The following is a 21,830-nucleotide window of genomic DNA, read 5'->3' as shown; positions in this document are numbered from 1 at the left end:
TCACATCATTAATTGAAATAAAATTGCAATTGCAATAAAAGGTCCAAAGGGCATCTGAGTCTTTAAGCCTTTTTTATAAAATATAATTAAAAAAATTGCAAATATAGCCCCGCTGACAAAGGATAAGGTGAAAATTTTAAGTAAGTCCATATAAGAATTTGCAAATAATCCGCTAACAAAAGCTAGTTGCATATCACCAAGCCCCATTTGTCTTGTAAGTATGATGATTATTAAAAAAATAAAAGAAATAATAAGTGCAAAGTTTAGAGATTGGAGTACTTCCCCATGATTTAGGATTATAAATAAAATTTGCAAGATTATTAAAAATATTATATCCATGCTATAGATATATGTAGTTTTAAAATCACAGTAAGAAACTAAAAATAAAATGGAAAGCTCCAGTGCCCTAATTATAAAATTAACTGAAAGTCCATAAAAAAAGAAAGACACAAGAAAAATTAATCCGTAAATTATTTCAAAAATTAATAAATCTAAAGGTAGTTTAGTCTTGCAATAAGCACATCTGCCTTTATGTTTTATATACGAATAAATTGGTATCATATTCCAAAATTTAAGCTTCTTATTGCAATTCAAACAATAAGAAGCCTTAAAAATAAAATCTTCTTTTATTTCTCTTCTTGTAAAGAATAAATTGAAAAAAGAACCAAAACAAGTCCCTAAAATAAATATTAAAAAATACATCTATTTGCCTGTATTATTATCTGATACTATTTTATTATTTTCTACCTTTACAAGTCCAGGACTAACAGTTATTTTTCCTTCGGTCACATTAATAGAAAAACTATCTGCTCCTGAACCCTTTGCAGGTTTTATTTTGTCTGCATCCTCTAAATAATCTTTTAAATCACTAACAGTAATACTTGTAGACTCTGGATTATCTATAAGATACAATACCGCTGCATTTTTGATTGTCTTAACATTTGAATTATGAGCTGCTGCTTGTGCTCTCAAATTTGTACCTCTATAAGATAAAGCTGCCATAGTTATTAATATAGCAATAATTGAGATTACAATTACAAGTTCAAGAAGTGTAAAACCCTTCTTCTTTTTATTTAATAATTTTTTCATAATAATTTACTCCTATTTATATAGTACTATTATATTACAAAACAAGTAATTTAATTTAACAAATTTTTAATGATATAATTCAAACTTATATGTAATTTGAGAGAAGAAATATTTTCTTCTCTCAAAAATTATTTTTTAAAAAACTCTACTCCACTTTTAAAAATATTTTGGTATTCAATTGAATCAATGTTTTTATAAAGATTTTTATCTACACGTTCACAGTGACCCATTTTTCCAAAAATTTTTCCATCTTTAGATATAATTGATTCAATATTTAAAGCTGAACCATTTGGTGCATTTTCATAAACTCCAACAATTTGGTCATTTTCCATAAGAGAGTTTAAAACAGATTCCTCAGCATAAAATCTTCCCTCACCATGTGAAATAGGCATTCTATAAACTTTTCCTTCTTCTAAAGTAATAAGCCAAGGTGAATTATTAGTTAGAATTTTAATATTTTCAATAGAACTAATATGCCTGTTTATTGAATTAAAAGTTAGCGTTGGGTCGTCTTCTTCCATTTCTTTTATATGACCATAGGGAAGAAGTCCTGTTTTTACAAGGGCTTGGAATCCATTACATATACCAAGAATTAATCCATCATTTTCATCAAGCATGTATTCTATAGCTTCCTTAACTTTTGGAGACCTTATTACATTTGCAATAAATTTTCCAGAACCATCAGGCTCATCACCCATAGAAAATCCTCCTGGTATAGCCAAAATTTGTGCATTTTTAATAGCTCTAGCAAAAATATCTAGAGATTCTTTTAAGTCCTCATCAGTCCTATTTCTAAACAAGATAACTTGAACTTTTGCACCTTCATTCTCAAAGGCTTTTTTAGTGTCCCATTCAGAATTTGTTCCAGGGAAAGCTGGTATAACAACTTTTGGAATATCTACGCATTTTCTTGATTTGAAATTTCTCTTATTTGATTTTTTTATTTCTAATTCTTTTAATGGACTAGAAGCCTTAGGTGGATATATAGAATCGAAAGTGTGCATATATGATTCTTCTAATAATCTTTCATTTAACTTAACACCATTAACTACAATATTTTCTGCAAAATCTCCTATATTTTTAATAAATGGTCTATCTTCTAAATATTCCACAATAAATGAGCCATATTTAGGAGAGTATAAATCATCTAATTTAACATCAAATCCACTTCTATAAAGGGCATTTTCATAAATCATAGGTAAGGTTCCCTTATGAGTAATGGCACAAGCAGAAATTATATTTCCAGCCAAAATTTCTTTGTGTATATTTTCAAAATTATTTTTTAATTCATGTAAATTAAGTTTTCCATTTTCATCATAATCTAAAGATACTAAACCTATCTTACCCTTGCCCTTAAAATCTGGAGAAATTATATGTTCTACATCTTCTGTTGTAACTGCAAAAGAAATTAATGTAGGTGCTACATCAATATCCTCAAAAGTACCACTCATGGAATCTTTTCCTCCTATTGGTGGTGCATCAAAGAAATATGATGCTTCTAAGGCTCCCAATAATGATTTTAGAGGCTTAGACCAAGCTTTTTCATCAGTTAATTTACCGTAAAATTCTTGGAATGATAATCTTATCTTATCAATTGATGCTCCACTGGCAACTAATTTTGATATTGATTCAATAACTGCATAATATCCACCTAAATATTGTGACTGGATTGATAAATCAGGATTAAACCCATAAGTCATTAGAGAACTTGTTAAAACATCACCTTCAAATGAAGGAATTTTTGCAACCATTGCTTGAATTGGTACACTTTGTTTTTTTCCACCTAAAGGCCACAAAACAGTAGCTCTGCCGACAGATGAATCGAAAAGTTCAATTAAGTTTTTCTTTGAAGCAATATTTAATTGTCCCAAATAATCCTTTAAATTACCCGCGTCTTTATCAGAATTAAAAAGAAACTTTGCAGGATTTTCTGATTCTACTTGTACTTTTGTTTTTCTATTTGCTCCAGTAGAGTTGATAAAATCATAGGACATATCACAGATTACTTTGTCCTTATAATACATAATCATCCTACCAGTATCTGTAACCGTTGCTACATGAGTAGCTTCAAGATTTTCTTCCTTAGCTAAGTTTAAAAACTTTTCCTTGTCTTTTTCGCCAATAAGTACAGCCATTCTTTCTTGAGATTCAGAAATTGCAATTTCTTTAGGTTTTAAACCAAGATATTTTAGTGGAACTCTATCTAGATGTATTTCAATGCTCTCAGATAGTTCACCTATAGCTACACTTACTCCACCAGCGCCAAAATCATTACATTTTTTAATAAGTTTTGCAGCATCTTCTCTTCTAAATAATCTCTGAATTTTTCTTTCTTCAGGTGCATTACCTTTTTGGACTTGTGCAGATTCAGTTTTTATTGAAGATGTTTTGTGAGATTTAGAAGAACCAGTTGCTCCTCCAATTCCATCTCTTCCAGTTTTTCCACCAAGTAATATAACAATATCGCCTTTTTGAGGTTCTAATCTTTTTACATTTTCAATTGGAGCTGCCGCAATTACTGCTCCTGCTTCTAATCTCTTAGCAACATAATTTGGATGATAAATTTCATCAACAAAACCAGTAGCAAGCCCTATTTGATTACCATATGATGAATAACCCTTTGCTGCCTCTGTGCAGATTTTCTTTTGTGGTAATTTTCCTTTTAAGGTTTTATCAATTGGTGTAAAGGGGTCAGCCGCTCCTGAAATTCTCATTGCTTGATAAACAAAAGCCCTTCCTGAAAGTGGGTCCCTAATAGCACCACCTAAGCAAGTACTTGCTCCTCCTATCGGTTCTATTTCTGTGGGGTGATTGTGAGTTTCATTCTTAAACATTAAAAGGAAATCTTTATATTTAATATCTCCATTTAAATCTAATTTAACCTTTATTTTTATGGAACAAGCATTAATTTCACTTGAAACTTCTAAGTCATCTAATTTACCATTTTTCCTTAAATATTTTGATAAAATAGTACCAAAACTCATAAGGCTAATTGGTTTTTCTATATTTAATTCTTTTCTTAACTTCAAATATAAGTCAAAAGCTTTTTTTATTTCTCTATCTAAGGCAGAAACTTCATTAAAGTAAATATCAAGCTCTGTATTAAAAGTTGTATGTCTACAGTGGTCTGACCAATAAGTGTCTATTATAGCTAGTTCAGTTTCATTAGGGTCTCTGTTTTCCTTCTTAAAGTAAGTTTGAAATACTTTTAAATCATCAAGACTCATAGCTAAATTTTGATTATTTAAAAATTCTTCTAATTTAGAGTCATCATATTTTGTAAAACCGTTAAAAACAATATTTTCTAAATGCTCATCAGATACCTGTCTTTCTTCTAATAAATTATCATCAAGTGACACTTCATGAGAATCCACAGGATTTATTAGAAAATTTTTAATCTTTTCTATATCATCGGAATCTACTCCCATAATATCATAGCAAAGGCTGACTTTTGCCTTAACTTTTTTATCCGTAAATAAAGCTATTGTATCTAACAAACCTTGTTCTCTTTGGTCAAATTGACCAGGTAAATAAGAAACTCTAATAGGATTTTCAAAAGTTTTTTCCAACTTGTCTGCTTCTTCTCCATAGAAAAGCAAATCTACAGGTTTTTCAGCTAAAATAGTATATAGAATTTTGTCAAGTAATTCATCACTTATATCCATATCATATCTTCTGTATACTTTTAAATCAGCCAACTTAATTTTTAAAGAATTTTCAATTTCAGCCTTTGTAGATTTAGAAAGAAAATCTAAAGAATCCTTTTTTCTTACATAAACCTTATTAATCTTTACATCTTTATTTTGCATATTTCCCCCTAAATACGAATATAAACCCCAGCATTTGAAAGATTTTTTACTGGTAAGAATTGGAATTATGTTATTTCCAATAAAAAAATAGAGAACCTTAGAAAGACTCCCTATTTAACTCATAAAATAAATATCTAATTTTGAAAAAGAGGCAAAAATTTCCCATCCAGGTTCAAAGTCCAAAGGAATTGAATAAAATGCAACTTTAATTGTATCAGTTGTATTAATTATATTCATGAAAAATACCTCCAAATAATATATTAATTATTATATCATAATATTTTATAATTTTGAATTTAAAAATTTATATTAAGCATCTGACCTTGAAAAGGAATTGGTCATATTATTTGAACCAATCCACAGTACCTTATCAAGAAAATCACGGCTAGCTTCTTCAACAAAGTCTGCGAAATTTTGATTAGCTTCTTGGAAAAATGCTTCTATATCTTTTGGCTTTTCTTCCTTGAATTTTTTATCAGTATTATTGATATGCTCCATAGCTTTATTTGCAATCAAATTTTGATATCTTTCACAGGTATTAGAAGTATCCATATAATTTTTATCACAAATAGCTGCAATTAACCTGTTCACCCAATAAAATGAATCAGTTGTTACTTTAGTTTCTGAACTTGCATAATATTTAGGAATAGTATTAACATTTATATATAAAGGAACCATTGCATTAAAGACATTTGATGAATAAGAGAACCATTCAATAGATTTTAATTCATCAGGTAAGTTAGATCTTATTTGAACTAAACCCAATACATTAGTCCTATTAATTCCTATTGGTCTATATTTTTTAGATTTTTCTGCATTACCTTTTATATATGGGTCGTAAGGTGTTTCTTGATAATGATTAGAAAGAGCCCACTTAATATCAACAACAGTAATTTTTCTTTCTGCTACCATTTCAAAAGGAAGATTATCAGATTCTGGACCAAGTTCACTATGTTCTCTCATAAAAGTTGGATTAAATTTTTTTAATAAAACCCACGCTCTTGGAGTGTTATAGGTGTGGTCAGAATCATCATGTGAACCAAAAGCAAGTCTTGGATTAAAATCTTGATTTTTATCCATTCTAAGGTCTAAATCATACTTTTCAACTAAATCTTTTAGAGATTGTGAACACATGAAATTTTCTTTTTTACCATAAGCATCTGCAAAATCAAAATAATCAATACCTAATTGATTTGGCATAATCACATAAGAATCATCTTTTACACGTCTTGCCATCCAATTATGACCGCCTATAGTTTCAAACCACCAAATTTCATTTTCATCTTGAAAAGCAATACCGTTCATTTCATATGTGCCATACTTTTCAAGTAGTTTTCCTAATCGCTCAACACCTTGTCTTGCTGTAGAAATATAAGCAAGAGTAACTGTTACAAAGTCCTCTTCACCAAGTCCACCAATAACTTCTTTTTCCTTATCTGTTCCTTTCTTATAAACAACAAGAGGATCAGCTCCTAAAACTCTTTCATTAGAAGTAATAGTTTCAGTTGCTGTCATAGAAACATTTTTTTCATTAACACCAAATGCTCCCCAAATTCCTTCTTTGCGATCAGAGTTTGGGCAGTAAGTATATCTATATGGATTTTCTGGAAGGTCGAACTCAAGATGAGATAAAACTGATTTATATTTTCTGGGTTGGTCCTTAGCCTCCATTACTAAAATTTGTTTAGGACTGTAAAGACCCGCTGGTGAATCTTCATTTCTGGCTACTAGAGTTGAACCATCAAAAGAAGCATTTTTACCAACTAAAATTGTTGTACAAGCCATAATTTCCTCCTTATATTTTCTTCATTAATGTATTATTATATACTAAATAATTATAAATTTGTATTAAAAAATAAAGCTTAGTGAAGCTTAGACTAGAAATAATTTTATACTTCTCCATAATTAAAACTCATATCTTATTATATATTTTAAATTCAAAACCTTTTCAAAAAATAAAAATAATATTTTAAATATCTATTCCATAAGTTAGATAATAGATAAAATAATATAAAAAAGCGTGATTAAAATTATAATCCCAAAAGTAATACTAAAAAACAACTAATGGATATTATTAAATTACTCACGCTTTTATTAGATTATTTAATTTTCTAAGGCAACTTTATTTTTCAAGAATCCTCTGTGATATATTGATTTTTCTTGTTCCATATTTTTCTTTGCTTGTGATAACATTAATTTTATTCTATTATATTGATTAACGCTTGAAGCTGATGCATCAAAATCAAGAGGAATAATATTTGCTTTTTCATATGTCGACCTGATGGCTTTTATGACGCCCTTACCAGTTATATGGTTTGGTAGGCATCCGAAAGGTTGAACACAAACTATATTTTCTGTGCCAGATTCTATAAGTTCTACCATTTCACCTGTTAAAAGCCAACCTTCTCCATATTGATTTCCTAAACTTACATACTTTTTCGCATAATCTATGATATTTTCAATTTTTTCAGGTTTTGTAAATCTTGTTCCTTCTAAGGCTTTACTTACAAATTTTCTGTAATATTCTATATAATATATTCCTAAATTACAAACAAATGATGGTAACCAAGATTTTGAAAGTAATCTATATTTGTATTCTTGATTTTTAAATGAATACATCATAAAATCTGTCAAATCTGGAATAACAACCTCAGCCCCCTCATCTTCCAAAACTTTTGCTAAGTGATTATTAGCAGCTGGGTCATATTTAACTAAAATTTCACCAACTATACCGACTTTTGGCTTTTTAATTTTAGAAATTTCAAGCCTCTTAAATTCTCCTACCATTGTATATACATTTCTTATAAAATCTTCTTTTTCATAAGATAAGTCTTTACTTGTAGTTATTTCTATCCATCTATCCCTTAATATATTAGTAGATCCCTTAATAAGTTCATAGGGTCTAGTGGCTAGTGTTAATCTTGAAATTAAATCTGCATAGAGTAAAGCTTGAACAAGTTTTTTACCCATCCTAATTATTTGTTTTCTTGTAAATTTAAATCCAGGGTGAGATTCAATTTCTTGGAAAGACAAACCTATAACAGGTATATGACCATATCCAGCGTCTTTTAAGGCTTTTCTTATAAAGGCTACATAATTTGACGCTCTGCAAGCTCCACCAGTTTGACTCATTAGAAGTGCCAAATGCTCTGTATCATATTTTCCAGATTTAACTGCATCTATAAATTGACCCACAACAAACATAGAAGGATAACAAGCATCATTATTTACATATTTTAAGCCCTCATTGACAACTTTATTTCCACTATCTTTTAAGACCTTTATATTTATACCTTCAGCTTGTAAAATTGGTTCAAAAATTTCAAAATGTAGAGGGGACATTTGCGGCATTAAAATTGTATAATTTTCCCTCATTTCTTCAGTAAATAATAAAGGTTTTTCATTGATAAGTCCTAATTTATCAGCTTCTTTTTTAATAAATTCTCTCTTTTCTGATGCCTCGATTAAAGACCTCAATCTAATTTTTATGGAACCTAAATTAGAAACTTCATCTATTTTTAAGACTGTGTAGATTTTATTGTAGGCTTTAATAATTTCTGCTACTTGGTCAGTTGTAACGGCATCTATTCCACAGCCAAAAGAATTTAACTGAACAAGCTCTAAATTATCATACTGACCAACAAATTTAGCCGCTCTATAAAGTCTTGAATGATAGTTCCATTGGTCTAAAACCCTCAGCCTAGAATCAATTTCAACATTTCTTGCAACTGAGTCTTCTGAAAGCACAGCTAGACCTAATTGATTAATTAACTCTGGTATACCATGATTAATTTCCGGGTCAACATGGTAAGGACGACCACATAAAACTATACCCTTAATATTTTTTTCTTTAATATATGATAAAGCTTTATTGCCCTCATTGAGAACATCAAGTCTATATCTATCTTCTTCTTGATAAGCAGCTCTTACTGCTCTTTTTATTTCATCGTAAGGTATATCAGTAAATACTTCATTTAACCTTTTTTCTAATCTTTTTCTATCATTAAAAGATATGAAGGGATTTAAAAATACTATATTACCATTTGCTATCTTATCAACATTATTTTTAATTACTTCACTATAACCTGCCACAACAGGACAATTTATGGTGTCATCTGCATTTTTAAATTGTTTCTCTTCATAAAATACTGCAGGATAGAAAATAAATTTTACACCTTTTTCAATTAAATCTTCTATATGTCCATGGCTAATCTTAGCTGGATAACAAGCAGTTTCAGAAGTGATAGTTTCTATGCCTTTTTCATAAATTTCTCTTGAGGATTTACTTGATAAAACAACTCTATAACCAAGACTTGTAAAAAATGTATGCCAGAAGGGATAATTTTCATAAATATTTAAAACTCTAGGTATTCCAACTATTCCCCTGGGAGCATTTTTTTCATCTAAGGATTTATAAGAAAACAATCTTTCTAATTTATATTTATATAGATTTGGAAGTTTTTCTTCATTACTTTTAACAAGTCCTGCACCCTTCTCACACCTATTTCCAGTAATATATCTTTTTCCGTTAGAAAATATATTAATAGACAAAGCACAGTTGTTAGTGCATTGATGACAATTAGTTGATATAGATTTATATTTAAAATTACTTAGACATTCTTCATCAATAATTGAAGATTTACCTTGAGATTTTTCTTTACATATTAAAGCCATTCCCAAAGCACCCATAAGTCCAGCGATATTTGGTCTTGTAACTTTTACACCTGTTAAATTTTCAAAAGCCCTTAAAACAGCATTTGATAGGAAAGTTCCACCTTGAACCACAATATGTTTACCTAAATCCTTAGGGTCACGAACTTTAATTACTTTTTGTAGAGCGTTTCTAATTACTGAATAAGCTAAGCCTGCTGCTATATCAGTTACCTCTGCCCCTTCTTTTTGAGCTTGCTTTACATTAGAATTCATAAACACAGTACATCTGCTACCTAAATCAACAGGATTTTCTCCCATTGTTGCTTGATTTGCGAATTCTTTTGCCGATAAATTAACAGAACGAGCAAAAGTTTCGAGAAAAGACCCACAGCCAGCAGAACAAGCTTCATTTAATAATATCGATTCTATAACACCATCACTTATTTTCATTGACTTCATATCTTGACCTCCAATATCAAGAATGAAATCTACTTCAGGGTCAAAAAATTTAGCTGCTGTAAAGTGAGCAATAGTTTCTACCTCACCTAAATCTAAATTTAAGGCTGCCTTTAAAAAATCTTCTCCATAGCCTGTGCAACCAGCAGAAGCTATATAGGCTTCATTATTTTTCTTTTTATATATTTCTTTTAATTGTTCAATAACAATTTCAAGAGGATTCCCCTTATTTGATCCATAGTATTTATATAAAATTTCATTATTATCTGAAAGAGCCACTAATTTAGAAGTAGTTGATCCAGAATCAATTCCAATAAAAATAGGTCCTTTATATGAACTAATGGGAATTTCTCTTAAATTTTTAGTTTTATGGTCTTCTATGAAATCTTCTAAATCTTTTTTATCTTTAAAAAGAGGTTCAAGTGTTGTTGTTTCTTTTTCAATTACTTTTATATTTGAATTAACCCTATTAAAAAGCTCTATAAATGGCATAGATTTTGTTTCAAAAGAAGAAATCGCAGCTCCTAATGCTACGAAAATTTGAGAGTTTTCAGGCACTATAATCTCTTCATCTTTAAGATTCAAAGTTTTAATAAATCTTTCCCTTAACATATTTAAAAAATGTAGAGGTCCTCCTAAAAAGGCAACATTGCCTCTTATGGGTCTTCCGCAAGCAAGATTTGAAATAGTTTGATTAACAACAGATTGAAAAACTGAAATAGCTATGTCTTCTTTTTCTGCACCTTGATTAATCAAAGCTTGCACATCTGTTTTAGCAAAAACTCCACAGCGTGAAGCTATAGGATAAAGTTTTTTATAAGATTTTGCCATTTCGTTCAAACCTGAAGCATCAGTTTGTAATAGAGAAGCCATTTGGTCAATAAAAGCTCCGGTTCCTCCAGCACATATCGAATTCATTCTTTGTTCTACGCTACCTTTTAAGTAAGTAATTTTAGAATCCTCTCCCCCAAGTTCAATTGCGACATCAGTTTGGGGAATATAAGATGATATAGCAACTTTACCTGCTATAACTTCTTGAATAAAATCAACATCTAGTAATTTTGTTACTGAAAGACCACCGCTACCAGTAACAGCACATGTTAAGCTATCATATTTATATTTATCATAAACTTCATTAATAACATCTTTGACAGTTTTTTTAACATCGGAAAAATGTCTTCTGTAAGTCGAATATAAAATATTAAATTCATTATCCAAGATTACAAGTTTAACAGTGGTAGACCCCACATCTAATCCCATATGAATCCTCATATTATTCTCCTTTCAAATATTAAATACCATCTTTAATATATAACATATATACCACTTTAATTAATTTAAACTCTAAATAAAAATAAAAATTTATGTAAAAAATTTAGAGTATGTAAGAAATGAAAATAAATGAATAAGTTAAAAGCTTATATGATGCAAAATGTATAAAATAAAAAACTTATATGATAAAAGTATTATACTTTTATTTTTAAAAAATTACAACAAAAAAGCGAGGCATACAGCCTCGCTAAACCTTACTTAGTCTTCAGGTACTGGTGCTCCTACAGGGCAAACTCCTGCACATGAGCCACAATCTATGCATTGGTCTGGATTTATTTGATAAATATCTCCATCACTAATGCAATCTACTGGACATTCTGCTTGACAAGCGCCACAAGCGATACAAGCATCTGTAATTTTATAAGCCATAGTACACCTCCATAAATTTTATACCTTTATTTGTCTTTATGAATTAATGATAGCATATCTTTAATATTTTATCAAATATTTAGTGTAATATTTTGAAAATAGAAATAACTATCAATTACAAATTAATTAGCGTAATTACTTAACTTACTCAGATTAATCATGGTGATTTACTAGGCTTTTTTATTTAATTATCAAAAACCATATATTAGTAATAACCAATACTAAGTGGTTATTGTTGATGATTAGCTCATAAGGTTTTATTTTTATATAATACCTATTTCATAGAATCATATACTTTACTATATATAAGAGCGACTATAACAAGTGTAAGTATTGTTTCAGGAATCATATAAGTTCCATTATAAGTTAAAGAATAATACCATGGAGCCATTCCTGGTGGTGTATAAGATGCCCAAACCAAAACTCCTGACAAAAATAACATTACAAATCTTAATATGCAGGCTACAAAAGTTCCTAGTAAAGCACTTGTTAGATTTTTCTTTCCACCAAATATTCCAGCTAAACCTAATACACCAAATCCCAATAAATAATCAATTATTATTGATAATGGATGAAGTGAAAAAGTTCCACCTAAAACAAATTGTAAAAGTCCATAAACAATGGCTGCTAAAAATCCATCTTTAAATCCATATACTAATGAAAAAAGTATTATGGGAACCATTGAACCGGCTGTTATTGAACCACCTTGAGGCATCTCAAAAACTTTTACATAAGATAAAACCTGTGACAAGGCTATACATAAACCTGCCATTACTAAATTTTTTGTACTTCTTCTTTCCATATTTTCCTCCTTTAGAACAAGGTTGGAAAATAAGAACCTTAATTAACAAAAGAAAAAAATAGAGCCGAGCCCTATTTTAAGTCCTTATTCCTCACTACGCCAGTATTACCTGGATCAGCTTAAGGGTCGAGATATTATCTCCTCTCAGCGAATGCTCCCCTGTTCTATTATATTTATTTATATAAACAAAATTGTTTATAACAGATTAATCTTGATTTGCTACAATTGATATAGCACATTCAATTCTTTTCTTTTCCATTTCACAACCCACTTTATAAGGTTTTGATAGGTTTTTATTAGCATAATAAGCATTAGCGTGACAACCGCCTGAACAGTAATATCTAGCCCAACAATCTGGACAATCTTCATTAGTATATACATTGGCACACTTAAATGTATCACGAAGCTTAGTATTTACAATACCACTGTGAATATCTCCCAATTTAAACTCTTCTTCACCTACAAATTGATGGCATGGATAAATTTCTCCATCAGGAGTTACTGCTATATATTCAGAACCTGCTCCACATCCAACAGTCCTTTTAATAACACAAGGTCCTTGACTTAAATCTATTATGAAATGATAAAAAGAAAATTCATTGTCCTTTTTCTTGATATCAATATATTCTTTTGATAATTTTTCATATTCTTCTAAAATTTTATTTAAATGTTCCGCTCTAATGGCATATGGTTCTTTTTCATCAGTAACTACTGGTTCGATAGATGTTTTTTTAAAACCTTGCTTATAAAATTCCATTAAATCTTCAGAAAAATCTAAATTTTCATTGGTAAAAGTACCTCTAATAAAATAATCTTTATCTCCACGTTTGGAAATTAGTTTTTTAAATTTAGGCACAATTATATCAAAAGACCCTTTTCCGTTTATTGTAGGTCTCATATAATCATTAACACATTTTCTACCATCTAATGAAAGTACGCAGTTATCCATATTTTCATTTATAAAATCTATCTTATCATCTGTTAAATAAGTTCCATTGGTTGTGATTGTAAATCTAAAATGTTTATTGTATTTTTTTTCTTGAATTCTTCCATACTCTACAAGCTTTTTTACAACCTCAAAATTCATTAAAGGTTCTCCACCGAAAAAATCTACTTCAAGATTTCTTCTATATCCAGAACTTTTAATTAGAAAATCAAGGGCATCTTTACCTGTTTGTAAGTCCATCAGTAATCTTTTTCCCTTAAAATCACCTTGTGAAGCAAAGCAATATTTACATCTCAAATTACAATCATGCGCAACATTTAAGCACATGGCTTTAATAATGTTTGCGGGATTATACATGGGCTTTAAATATTTAGCATCTTCAGTAAAAAGCATTTCTTCATCTACTAAAAATTTAACTTCATCATAAGCTTCTTCAAGTTGGACTAAAGGAAATTCGTCCTTATACTTGCTTAAAATTTCAGTTCTTGTCAAATCTTTAAAATCATCAATTATTTTGTATACTGCTTGGTCTACAATATGAACAGAACCTGAAGGTATATCAAGCACTATATACTTACCATTTAAATAAAATTTATGAATATTTTCCATCTTTTCTCCCAATTATTAACATTATTCCCCATTTAATAAATTTAAGCACAATAAAAGGCTGTTAACAGCCCTTTAATTGTACATTTTCACATTTTTGATTTCCTACTGTACAAGAAGTTTTGCAAGCTGATTGGCATGAAGTTTGACATTCTCCACATCCACCTTTAGCATAAGTATCTTTTAATCTTCTTGTTGTTAAAGTCTTAATATGCTTCATCATATCCTCCTATTTATTATCCTTTTTTAAATCGGAATTATCTTTAAAAACTGAAGATACTCCCCATTTCATAATTTCCATTTTGTTCTTATCACCGGAAGTTTCAATTACAACAAAATCTTCTTTTATTACAATAATTTTTCCTATGATTCCACCAATTGTTTGTACCCTATCGCCAACTTTTAGATTAGCACGCATATCTTTAATTTCATTTTGCTTTTTATTTTGAGGTCTAATAACCATAAAATAAAATACTAAAAAAATTAAAACTAAAGGTCCAAACTGAATAAGAAACTGACTGTTCATTAAACTGCTCCCTTCTTATAAATAATTATACAAAAAAAATAAATTTTTAACAAGCTTAATTATATCCATACTTCTTGTAAAAATCATTTTTGTATTCAAGAAAATAATCTCCCCTTATTGACTCTCTTATATTTTCCATCATATTGAGTAGAAAATATAAATTGTGAATAGTTGCAAGTCTTGGTCCCAATATTTCGTCTACATTGAATAAATGTCTGATATAGGCTCTTGTATAATTTCTGCAAACATAACAATCACATTCTTCATCTAATGGAGAAAAATCTTCCTTATATTTTGCGTTTCTAATAACGAGTTTTCCCCTATGAGTTATAACAGAACCATTTCTTGCAATTCTAGTTGGCAAAACACAATCTGCCATATCTATACCTCTTTCTACTGCTTCAAATAAATAATCAGGACTACCAACTCCCATTAAATATCTCGGTTTATTTTCAGGCATAAAATCTGTTGTATAATCAAGAATTTCATTCATTATTTCTTTAGGTTCACCTACAGAAAGACCGCCTACTGAATACCCTGGAAAATCCATGTCAACCATCTCTTGAGCAGAAATTTTTCGTAAATCTTTATACATACCACCTTGGATTATACCAAAAAGTGCTTGATGCTCAGAATTTTTATGAAAATCTTTACCTCTTTTTGCCCATCTTAGAGTCCTTTGCATTGATCTTTCAACATAATCATATGATGCAGGATATGGTGCACATTCATCAAATGACATAATAATATCAGAGCCTAAAATATTTTGCATCTCAATTGAAACTTCAGGAGATAAAAATTTCTTTGAACCGTCAATATGCGATCTAAATTCGACACCTTCTTCGGTAATTTTTCTATTATCAGAAAGAGAAAAAACTTGGAATCCTCCTGAGTCGGTAAGTATTGGCTTGTCCCAATTCATAAACTTGTGAAGTCCACCGGCTTTTTTTATAATCTCAGACCCTGGTCTTAAAAATAAATGATAGGTGTTTGATAAAATAATTTGTGCGCCAATTTTTTTCAATTCTTCACTAGCCATAGTTTTAACTGTAGCTCTAGTTCCTACAGGCATAAAAATAGGTGTTTCTATCTCTCCGTGGTCAGTTATTATTTTACCTAATCTTGCCTTAGAATCTTTTGCTTTTTTATATAATTCAAACTTAAACATCTAATCTCCTAATATATAAACATTGCATCACCAAAGGAGAAAAACCTATATTTATCTTTGACTGCAACATTATAAGCGTTTAAAATAATTTCTCTTGTGCTCAATGAAGACACAAGCATTATTAAAGTTGATTCAGGTAAATGAAAATTGGTTATAAGTGCATCAACACATTTGAATTTATATGGTGGATAAATAAAAATATCTGTCCATCCGCTTTTTGCCTTTACATATCCCTTGTCATCAGCAGCAGATTCTAAAGTTCTTATAGATGTTGTTCCAACTGCAACAATTCTCCTACCTTCATCTTTTGCTTTATTAATTTTTTGAGCTACATCATCACGAATAATATAAAACTCACTGTGCATTTTATGTTTAGTAACATCTTCTACCTTAACTGGTCTAAACGTACCAAGTCCAACATGAAGAGTTATAAAACAAATTTCAATTCCCTTTTCTTCTATCTTTTTTAATAGTTCTTTTGTAAAATGCAAACCCGCAGTCGGAGCTGCTGCTGAACCTATTTCTTTTGAATATACAGTTTGGTATCTTTCCTTGTCTTCAAGTTTTTCCTGAATATATGGTGGCAAAGGCATTTCACCTAATCTGTCAAGGATTTCTTCAAAAATTCCACTATAGATAAATTTTAAAAACCTTGAGCCATCTTCAGAAATATCTACGACTTCAGCTTTTAATTCATCTGAAAAAATTATTTCAGTTCCAATTTTTAATTTTTTGCCTGGTTTAGCAAGTGTTTCCCAAGTATCTCCCTTATGATTTAACAACAATATCTCGATACTCTCATCTTTTTCTGGTCTGTGTCCAAAAATTCTTGCAGGCATAACCCTAGTATCATTTAATACAAGAACATCACCATTATTTAAATAGTCAATAATATTATAAAATTTTTTATGATTTATCTCTCCAGTCTTTTTATTCAAAAGCATAAGCCTCGACTGGTCACGCTTTTGCGCTGGATGTTGAGCTATTAGCTCACTTGGTAAATCATATGAAAAATCACTTGTTTTCATTTACGCCTTCCATACTTTTTAATTCTGTCCCAGGAAAATAGAAGCCCAAAATTTCTTCATATTTGAAATCACTTTTTGCCATCTTTTGAGCCCCATATTGACTCATTCCTACTCCATGACCAAATCCCTTTCCCTTCAGTGAGAAACTATCACCTAAATTCATTATTTCAAATAGTGTGGATTTACATTTCATAGAGCCGACTTTATTTCTAAATTGATTTCCTGTGAAATTCTTAACTCCATTTGCTCCTGTTACTGTTATATTTTTAATTCTTCCTGATGAGTCATAATCTGCTATCTCAATTGTATAAATTTCACCAAGACCTAATTTTGACAGTTCCTGATTAGTTAGAATAGCATCCCATTCATAAGTGGAATAAGGATCTTCTTTTGCAATTAGATAATCTACAATCTCGCCACCCCAAACATCTTTTGCATCAGCAGTATAGCCTCCAGAAGATGCTCCAAATATTGCTTCAATAACTTTTCCCTTATAGGTTAAAACTTGACCCTTGGTGGCTTCAACAGCTTTATCTGTAATTTTATTATAGCATGAGCTACCCCTATATACTTGACAAGCAGTTGTATCATCAAGATTATAACCATTCTTTATACATTTATTTTTGTTACTTATTGCAAATGATCTTGAGGCTACAGCCTGGGCTTTTAAAGCCTCCTGTGCAAAAGACGGACTCATTTCCTTGGGTAAGATTCCCCTCAAATAATTTTCTATATCAATATTATTAATAATATCAAGTTTATTGTTGTTAATTCTAAAAGAAATAGCACCTAAGTAACTTCTTTTTAAATTTTCAACTTTAATTTCTTTAGAAGAATTAATTAGCATACTACCATCTAATGGGAAATTTTCCATTGTAAAATTCTCACCTTTTAAATATACCTTCCCATTTTTTAAAGTAACTTTTAATTCTTTTAAATTCGTATTATTTAATAATGAAAAATCTGATGATATAATTTGAAAATTAGCCTTAGTAGAAAGCTTAATTTCTTTATCAACAGGGTTAGATGGTCCAACTTTAATATTAAGTCTTTCTTCTGCCAATAAATTCATTGGACAGAGCATAAGAAATAGTAAGAAAATAAGTAAAATTTTTTTCATTCTTCTTCTCCTTTATATTCCAAACCGAAATGGTCATAAGCTTTTTTTGTTGCAAGTCGACCTCTTGGTGTTCTAACTATAAAGCCTATTTGCATTAAATAAGGTTCATAAACATCTTCTACTGTAATTCTATCTTCACCAATTGATGCAGAAATTGCATCTATCCCTACAGGTCTTCCTACAAAGTTTTCAATCATTGTTAAAATTATCTTTCTATCAATATTATCAAGACCATATTTATCTATTTCTAGCAAATTAAGTCCCTTAACAGCAACCTTTTCGGTAATTACCCCTCTTTCCACAACTTCTGCATAATCTCTAACTCTTTTTAAGAGTCTATTTGCAATACGAGGAGTTCCTCTTGACCTTTTGGCAATTTCTAAAGCACCTTCTTTTTCAATTGGTATATTTAAAATTTCAGCAGATCTGATAACTATCTTAGTAAGAGCATCAATTGAATAAAGTTCCATATTTAAAAGAACTCCAAACCTATCTCTTAAAGGCGATGTCAACATACCTGACCTTGTTGTCGCTCCTATTAAAGTGAATTTTGCCAAATCAAGCCTAATAGAGCGTGCGGAAGGCCCCTTACCAATAATTATATCAAGTGCATAATCTTCCATAGCAGGATATAAAATTTCTTCAACAGATTTATTTAATCTGTGAATTTCATCAATAAAAAGAACATCATCTTCTTTTAAGTTTGTAAGAATTGATGCTAAATCCCCTTGCCTTTCTATGGCAGGACCAGACGTCACTTTTATATTTACGCCCATTTCATTAGCAATAATTCCAGCTAAAGTGGTTTTCCCTAAACCTGGTGGCCCACTTAATAAAGTGTGGTCCAACGGTTCCTTCCTATTTTTTGCTGCCTTAATAAAAATTTTTAATTTATTTATAACCTTATCCTGGCCAATATAATCTAAAAGCCACTTAGGTCTTAAATTAATTTCCTGTTTATCTTCAACAGAAAAATTTGCATCAATAATTCTTTCATCCATTTACTTTGCCATCACCTTCAGTGCCTGTCTAATAATTTCAGATAATTCTTGACTTTGATCTACATTTCTCAGAGCAATTTTTGCTTCATATTCATTATAGCCTAAGGATAATAGAGCCTCAAGAGCAGGGTCATTATTGATATCTATTGTATCACTACTGTCTAATATACTTAAATCTAAATCTTCTGTAAAAGATTTTTTAGAAATCTTATCTTTGAGTTCAAGAATTATTCTATTAGCAGTCTTTTTTCCAACTCCTGGAGATTTTGTTAATATATTTGCATCTTCACTTAAAATGGCACTTCTAAGTTGAGATGAACCCAAAGCTCCTAAAATTGTCATAGAAAGCTTTGGTCCAACACTTGATACAGTATTTAATAAATCAAAAAGAGTTCTTGAATCTTTATTCAAAAAACCATAGAGTGATATATTATCCTCTCTTAATATTAATCTCAAATATATTTTTAACTCTTCATTCAAACTTAACTTTGAAATATCAAGTTGGCTAATAGATATTAAATATCCTATATCGTTATTATCAAGAACTATTTCGCCTTCATAAATTTCTGATATATTCCCCTTTATAAAATCTAACATTATATCATCCTAAAACTTTCTTTAAAATTGATAGAAGAACCATGAGTTATGGCAACTGCAAGTGCATCTGCCACATCATCAGGTTTTGGTACTTCCTTTAAATTAAGTAAAACCTTTACCATATATTGAATCTGTTCCTTAGTAGCTCTACCATAACCAACCAAAGATTTTTTTATTTGCAAAGGTGTATATTCATAAACATTTCTTGTAAACTGTCTTGCAGCTAAAACTTCTACCCCTCTTGCCTGAGCAACTGTAATTGCAGTTTTAACATTTTTATTAAAAAATAATTCTTCAAATGCTATATCATCTGGTTTAAATTTAATTATTAATTCAGACATTTGAGAATATATCATATCCAATCTATCAGTAATTGGGGTTTTTGCAGGAGTATTAATTTGACCATAGCTTACGGTCTTAAAAGAATTTCCTTTGAAATCTAAAATACCATAACCTATAATTGCAAGTCCAGGGTCAATTCCTAAAATTCTCATATTCCCTCTTAAAAAAATAAAGGTAGTTAACCTACCCTTATTTATATCTTTTCATTACTTTATCGTTAATTCCATCCCAATATCCATTGGTAAGAATTCTATAACCATCAACATATAAAAATTTTAATATTTTTTTATAGAGATTAGAAATCTCATTAACGGAGAGATACGAATTCATTTCCTTAAATCTCGCAGAAGAATCATCACTAAATACAAGCTGTAAATCAAGGTGGGAGTTAATATTAAAAATCTTTTTTCTTAGAAGATTTTTATCAACGCCCCTAACGATTGATGATATATAAGATCTAGTAAACCTATCCCTTCTTAAACTTTTAAAAAGTTCCTTTTTAAAAAAAACCACATCTTTATTTTTAAATTCATAGTTATAAAGTTTCTTCCTACTGTATAGTTCTTCAATTGACAAATAGTTCAAAGCTATCATTTCAAGTTTATTGATTAATTTTGAAGAATTGAAACCTCTTCTGTAGCCCTCTAAATATAAATATAATTCTAATCTATTTATATCATCATGGATTAAACTAGATAGATTTCTGGCAATTAATTCTATGCCTCTTTTTTCTTTATATAATTTTATTATATCTAAACGTAAATTTTCCAAAGACACATATCTGGGAAAAATATTTTCGATAGATTCTTCTATATTATAAATATTTAAAAGAATATTAATACAGTCTGTTTCGTTGTTATAAAGGAAATTTTCAACTAGATAGTTTTTTATATCTTTAAAAGCATAGTTTTTATTATTTGAAATTTTAATATTTGCCAAGCTCATAAAAATTCCTCCGAAATCTATTTTTTATTATACTATAAATTTAAGAGTAATTGTTAAAAAGAAAGCAAATTTTTTAATATTAAATTTATATTACAATAAGATAATACCATCTTTTTTGGCTTGTTGCCTTGTAAGCTCGTCCCAAACGCCAACTTGAACTTCCCCTATATGCTTTTTTTCTAAAAAGTACATACATATTCTTGATTGGCCAATACCCCCACCTATTGTATAGGGAAGATTTTTTTCTATTATATCTCTGTGATAAGGAAGGGTAAGTCTATCTTCATTGCCACAAATTTTGCATTGGCTAACTATAGAATCTTCATCGACTCTTATTCCCATGCTTGATAACTCAATAGAATCATTTAAAACACTATCCCAAAATATTATATCTCCATTTAAATCCCAATCATCATAATCTGGACTTCTAAGGTCATGAGGTTTGCCTGATTTTAATTTTTTTCCGATTCCTTGTATGAAAACTGCCTTCTTATCTTTTGTAATTTCATGTTCCCTTTCTTTAGGACTTAAATCAGGGTAAGCATCTTCAAGTTCTTGAGATGAAACAAAGAAAATTTTTTCAGGCAACTTTTTGGATAAAATGTATGGATAAGTTTGATTAATATATTCTTCACTTCTTTTAAATACCGAAAATATTTCTTTAACAACAAGATGTAAATAATCGTCATTTCTATCAGAAACTCCTATTATTTTTTCCCAATCCCATTGATCAACATAAGACGAATGAATATTATCAAGACTTTCTTCAGCCCTTATTGCATTCATATCTGCATAGATTCCTTCATACATACCAAAATTATATTTTTAATGCGTTTCTTTTCCATTTTGCTAAAGATTGCACAATTTCAACATTAATATCATATTTTCTAATATTAAAGTTAACAGCTTTTTCTCCGGACAAATTGTCGTTCAAACCTGTTTCAGGTCTAACAAAAAGAGGTGCTGAAACTCTTGCCAAATTTAATGTGCTTGCTAAATCTCTTTGAAAATAATCTTTTAAAGATTTTATTGCAATTTGTG

Annotated in this window: 18 protein-coding genes, 1 pseudogene and 1 riboswitch; all 19 genes and pseudogenes read right to left on the bottom strand. The window is 29.7% G+C overall.

Annotated elements, in window-relative coordinates; genetic code table 11:
• Entirely contained in the window at positions 1-702 is a 702-nt protein-coding gene (locus tag HMPREF9131_RS00120) for an A24 family peptidase (protein WP_009344698.1), read from the bottom strand.
• Entirely contained in the window at positions 703-1,089 is a 387-nt protein-coding gene (locus HMPREF9131_RS00115; RefSeq protein WP_009344686.1) for a prepilin-type N-terminal cleavage/methylation domain-containing protein, read from the bottom strand.
• Positions 1,090-1,217: 128 nt separating this feature from the next.
• Positions 1,218-4,898 carry a phosphoribosylformylglycinamidine synthase gene (locus HMPREF9131_RS00110; protein WP_009344699.1) on the bottom strand — a complete coding sequence of 1,227 codons (3,681 nt, stop codon included), beginning with the start codon at positions 4,896-4,898 and terminating at the stop codon, positions 1,218-1,220.
• A 114-nt stretch (positions 4,899-5,012) separates the two neighbouring features.
• On the bottom strand, positions 5,013-5,135 hold the full coding sequence (locus tag HMPREF9131_RS00105; RefSeq protein ID WP_004825684.1) for a hypothetical protein: 123 nt from the start codon (positions 5,133-5,135) through the stop codon (positions 5,013-5,015).
• 72 nt (positions 5,136-5,207) lie between these two features.
• The gene (locus HMPREF9131_RS00100) at positions 5,208-6,683 is read right to left on the bottom strand and encodes a C69 family dipeptidase (protein WP_009344678.1); all 1,476 of its coding nucleotides are present in this window, start codon (positions 6,681-6,683) and stop codon (positions 5,208-5,210) included.
• Between the two features lie 318 nt (positions 6,684-7,001).
• Positions 7,002-11,279: an acyl-CoA dehydratase activase-related protein gene (locus HMPREF9131_RS00095; RefSeq protein ID WP_009344694.1), complete on the bottom strand. Its 4,278-nt coding sequence runs from the start codon at positions 11,277-11,279 to the stop codon at positions 7,002-7,004.
• 258 nt (positions 11,280-11,537) lie between these two features.
• On the bottom strand, positions 11,538-11,708 hold the full coding sequence (locus tag HMPREF9131_RS00090) for a DUF362 domain-containing protein (protein ID WP_004825682.1): 171 nt from the start codon (positions 11,706-11,708) through the stop codon (positions 11,538-11,540).
• Between the two features lie 274 nt (positions 11,709-11,982).
• Complete coding sequence (gene thiT / locus HMPREF9131_RS00085; RefSeq protein ID WP_004825687.1) at positions 11,983-12,510, bottom strand: energy-coupled thiamine transporter ThiT; 528 nt, start codon at positions 12,508-12,510, stop codon at positions 11,983-11,985.
• Positions 12,511-12,584: 74 nt separating this feature from the next.
• A riboswitch (TPP riboswitch) is annotated at positions 12,585-12,681 on the bottom strand.
• A 34-nt stretch (positions 12,682-12,715) separates the two neighbouring features.
• Positions 12,716-14,065 (bottom strand): thioether cross-link-forming SCIFF peptide maturase, encoded by a 1,350-nt coding sequence (scfB, locus tag HMPREF9131_RS00080; protein WP_009344681.1) that lies wholly within the window; start codon positions 14,063-14,065, stop codon positions 12,716-12,718.
• Positions 14,066-14,126: 61 nt separating this feature from the next.
• Positions 14,127-14,282, bottom strand: coding sequence for a six-cysteine ranthipeptide SCIFF (gene scfA / locus HMPREF9131_RS00075; protein WP_004825679.1), 156 nt, complete (start codon positions 14,280-14,282; stop codon positions 14,127-14,129).
• Between the two features lie 9 nt (positions 14,283-14,291).
• Positions 14,292-14,588, bottom strand: coding sequence for a preprotein translocase subunit YajC (gene yajC, locus HMPREF9131_RS00070; protein ID WP_004825677.1), 297 nt, complete (start codon positions 14,586-14,588; stop codon positions 14,292-14,294).
• A gap of 55 nt (positions 14,589-14,643) precedes the next feature.
• Entirely contained in the window at positions 14,644-15,756 is a 1,113-nt protein-coding gene (tgt, locus tag HMPREF9131_RS00065; RefSeq protein WP_009344696.1) for a tRNA guanosine(34) transglycosylase Tgt, read from the bottom strand.
• A gap of 8 nt (positions 15,757-15,764) precedes the next feature.
• Positions 15,765-16,784: a tRNA preQ1(34) S-adenosylmethionine ribosyltransferase-isomerase QueA gene (gene queA / locus HMPREF9131_RS00060; RefSeq protein WP_009344700.1), complete on the bottom strand. Its 1,020-nt coding sequence runs from the start codon at positions 16,782-16,784 to the stop codon at positions 15,765-15,767.
• Positions 16,771-17,904: a SpoIID/LytB domain-containing protein gene (locus tag HMPREF9131_RS00055; RefSeq protein WP_009344690.1), complete on the bottom strand. Its 1,134-nt coding sequence runs from the start codon at positions 17,902-17,904 to the stop codon at positions 16,771-16,773. The genes queA and HMPREF9131_RS00055 overlap by 14 nt, the downstream gene beginning before the upstream one ends.
• Positions 17,901-18,905 (bottom strand): Holliday junction branch migration DNA helicase RuvB, encoded by a 1,005-nt coding sequence (ruvB, locus tag HMPREF9131_RS00050; protein WP_009344682.1) that lies wholly within the window; start codon positions 18,903-18,905, stop codon positions 17,901-17,903. The genes HMPREF9131_RS00055 and ruvB overlap by 4 nt, the downstream gene beginning before the upstream one ends.
• Positions 18,906-19,502: a Holliday junction branch migration protein RuvA gene (gene ruvA / locus HMPREF9131_RS00045; RefSeq protein ID WP_009344684.1), complete on the bottom strand. Its 597-nt coding sequence runs from the start codon at positions 19,500-19,502 to the stop codon at positions 18,906-18,908.
• Positions 19,502-19,996: a crossover junction endodeoxyribonuclease RuvC gene (ruvC, locus tag HMPREF9131_RS00040; RefSeq protein WP_009344688.1), complete on the bottom strand. Its 495-nt coding sequence runs from the start codon at positions 19,994-19,996 to the stop codon at positions 19,502-19,504. The genes ruvA and ruvC overlap by 1 nt, the downstream gene beginning before the upstream one ends.
• 37 nt (positions 19,997-20,033) lie before the next feature.
• Positions 20,034-20,789 (bottom strand): hypothetical protein, encoded by a 756-nt coding sequence (locus HMPREF9131_RS00035; RefSeq protein WP_009344693.1) that lies wholly within the window; start codon positions 20,787-20,789, stop codon positions 20,034-20,036.
• 90 nt (positions 20,790-20,879) lie between these two features.
• Positions 20,880-21,830, bottom strand: a pseudogene (gene asnA / locus HMPREF9131_RS00030) (aspartate--ammonia ligase); the annotation flags it as partial.

This window comes from Peptoniphilus sp. oral taxon 836 str. F0141, assembly GCF_000179335.1.
Lineage (GTDB): Bacteria > Bacillota > Clostridia > Tissierellales > Peptoniphilaceae > Peptoniphilus_A > Peptoniphilus_A lacrimalis.
The sequence above is the reverse complement of the archived record's forward strand: the minus strand, read 5'-3'. Positions and strand labels throughout refer to the sequence as shown.

Coding starts and splice junctions, on each gene's coding strand:
- HMPREF9131_RS00120 (WP_009344698.1), bottom strand. CDS start 702: ATGTATTTTTTAATATTTATTTTAGGGACTTGTTTTGGTTCTTTTTTC.
- HMPREF9131_RS00115 (WP_009344686.1), bottom strand. CDS start 1,089: ATGAAAAAATTATTAAATAAAAAGAAGAAGGGTTTTACACTTCTTGAA.
- HMPREF9131_RS00110 (WP_009344699.1), bottom strand. CDS start 4,898: ATGCAAAATAAAGATGTAAAGATTAATAAGGTTTATGTAAGAAAAAAG.
- HMPREF9131_RS00105 (WP_004825684.1), bottom strand. CDS start 5,135: ATGAATATAATTAATACAACTGATACAATTAAAGTTGCATTTTATTCA.
- HMPREF9131_RS00100 (WP_009344678.1), bottom strand. CDS start 6,683: ATGGCTTGTACAACAATTTTAGTTGGTAAAAATGCTTCTTTTGATGGT.
- HMPREF9131_RS00095 (WP_009344694.1), bottom strand. CDS start 11,279: ATGAGGATTCATATGGGATTAGATGTGGGGTCTACCACTGTTAAACTT.
- HMPREF9131_RS00090 (WP_004825682.1), bottom strand. CDS start 11,708: ATGGCTTATAAAATTACAGATGCTTGTATCGCTTGTGGCGCTTGTCAA.
- thiT (WP_004825687.1), bottom strand. CDS start 12,510: ATGGAAAGAAGAAGTACAAAAAATTTAGTAATGGCAGGTTTATGTATA.
- scfB (WP_009344681.1), bottom strand. CDS start 14,065: ATGGAAAATATTCATAAATTTTATTTAAATGGTAAGTATATAGTGCTT.
- scfA (WP_004825679.1), bottom strand. CDS start 14,282: ATGAAGCATATTAAGACTTTAACAACAAGAAGATTAAAAGATACTTAT.
- yajC (WP_004825677.1), bottom strand. CDS start 14,588: ATGAACAGTCAGTTTCTTATTCAGTTTGGACCTTTAGTTTTAATTTTT.
- tgt (WP_009344696.1), bottom strand. CDS start 15,756: ATGTTTAAGTTTGAATTATATAAAAAAGCAAAAGATTCTAAGGCAAGA.
- queA (WP_009344700.1), bottom strand. CDS start 16,784: ATGAAAACAAGTGATTTTTCATATGATTTACCAAGTGAGCTAATAGCT.
- HMPREF9131_RS00055 (WP_009344690.1), bottom strand. CDS start 17,904: ATGAAAAAAATTTTACTTATTTTCTTACTATTTCTTATGCTCTGTCCA.
- ruvB (WP_009344682.1), bottom strand. CDS start 18,905: ATGGATGAAAGAATTATTGATGCAAATTTTTCTGTTGAAGATAAACAG.
- ruvA (WP_009344684.1), bottom strand. CDS start 19,502: ATGTTAGATTTTATAAAGGGGAATATATCAGAAATTTATGAAGGCGAA.
- ruvC (WP_009344688.1), bottom strand. CDS start 19,996: ATGAGAATTTTAGGAATTGACCCTGGACTTGCAATTATAGGTTATGGT.
- HMPREF9131_RS00035 (WP_009344693.1), bottom strand. CDS start 20,789: ATGAGCTTGGCAAATATTAAAATTTCAAATAATAAAAACTATGCTTTT.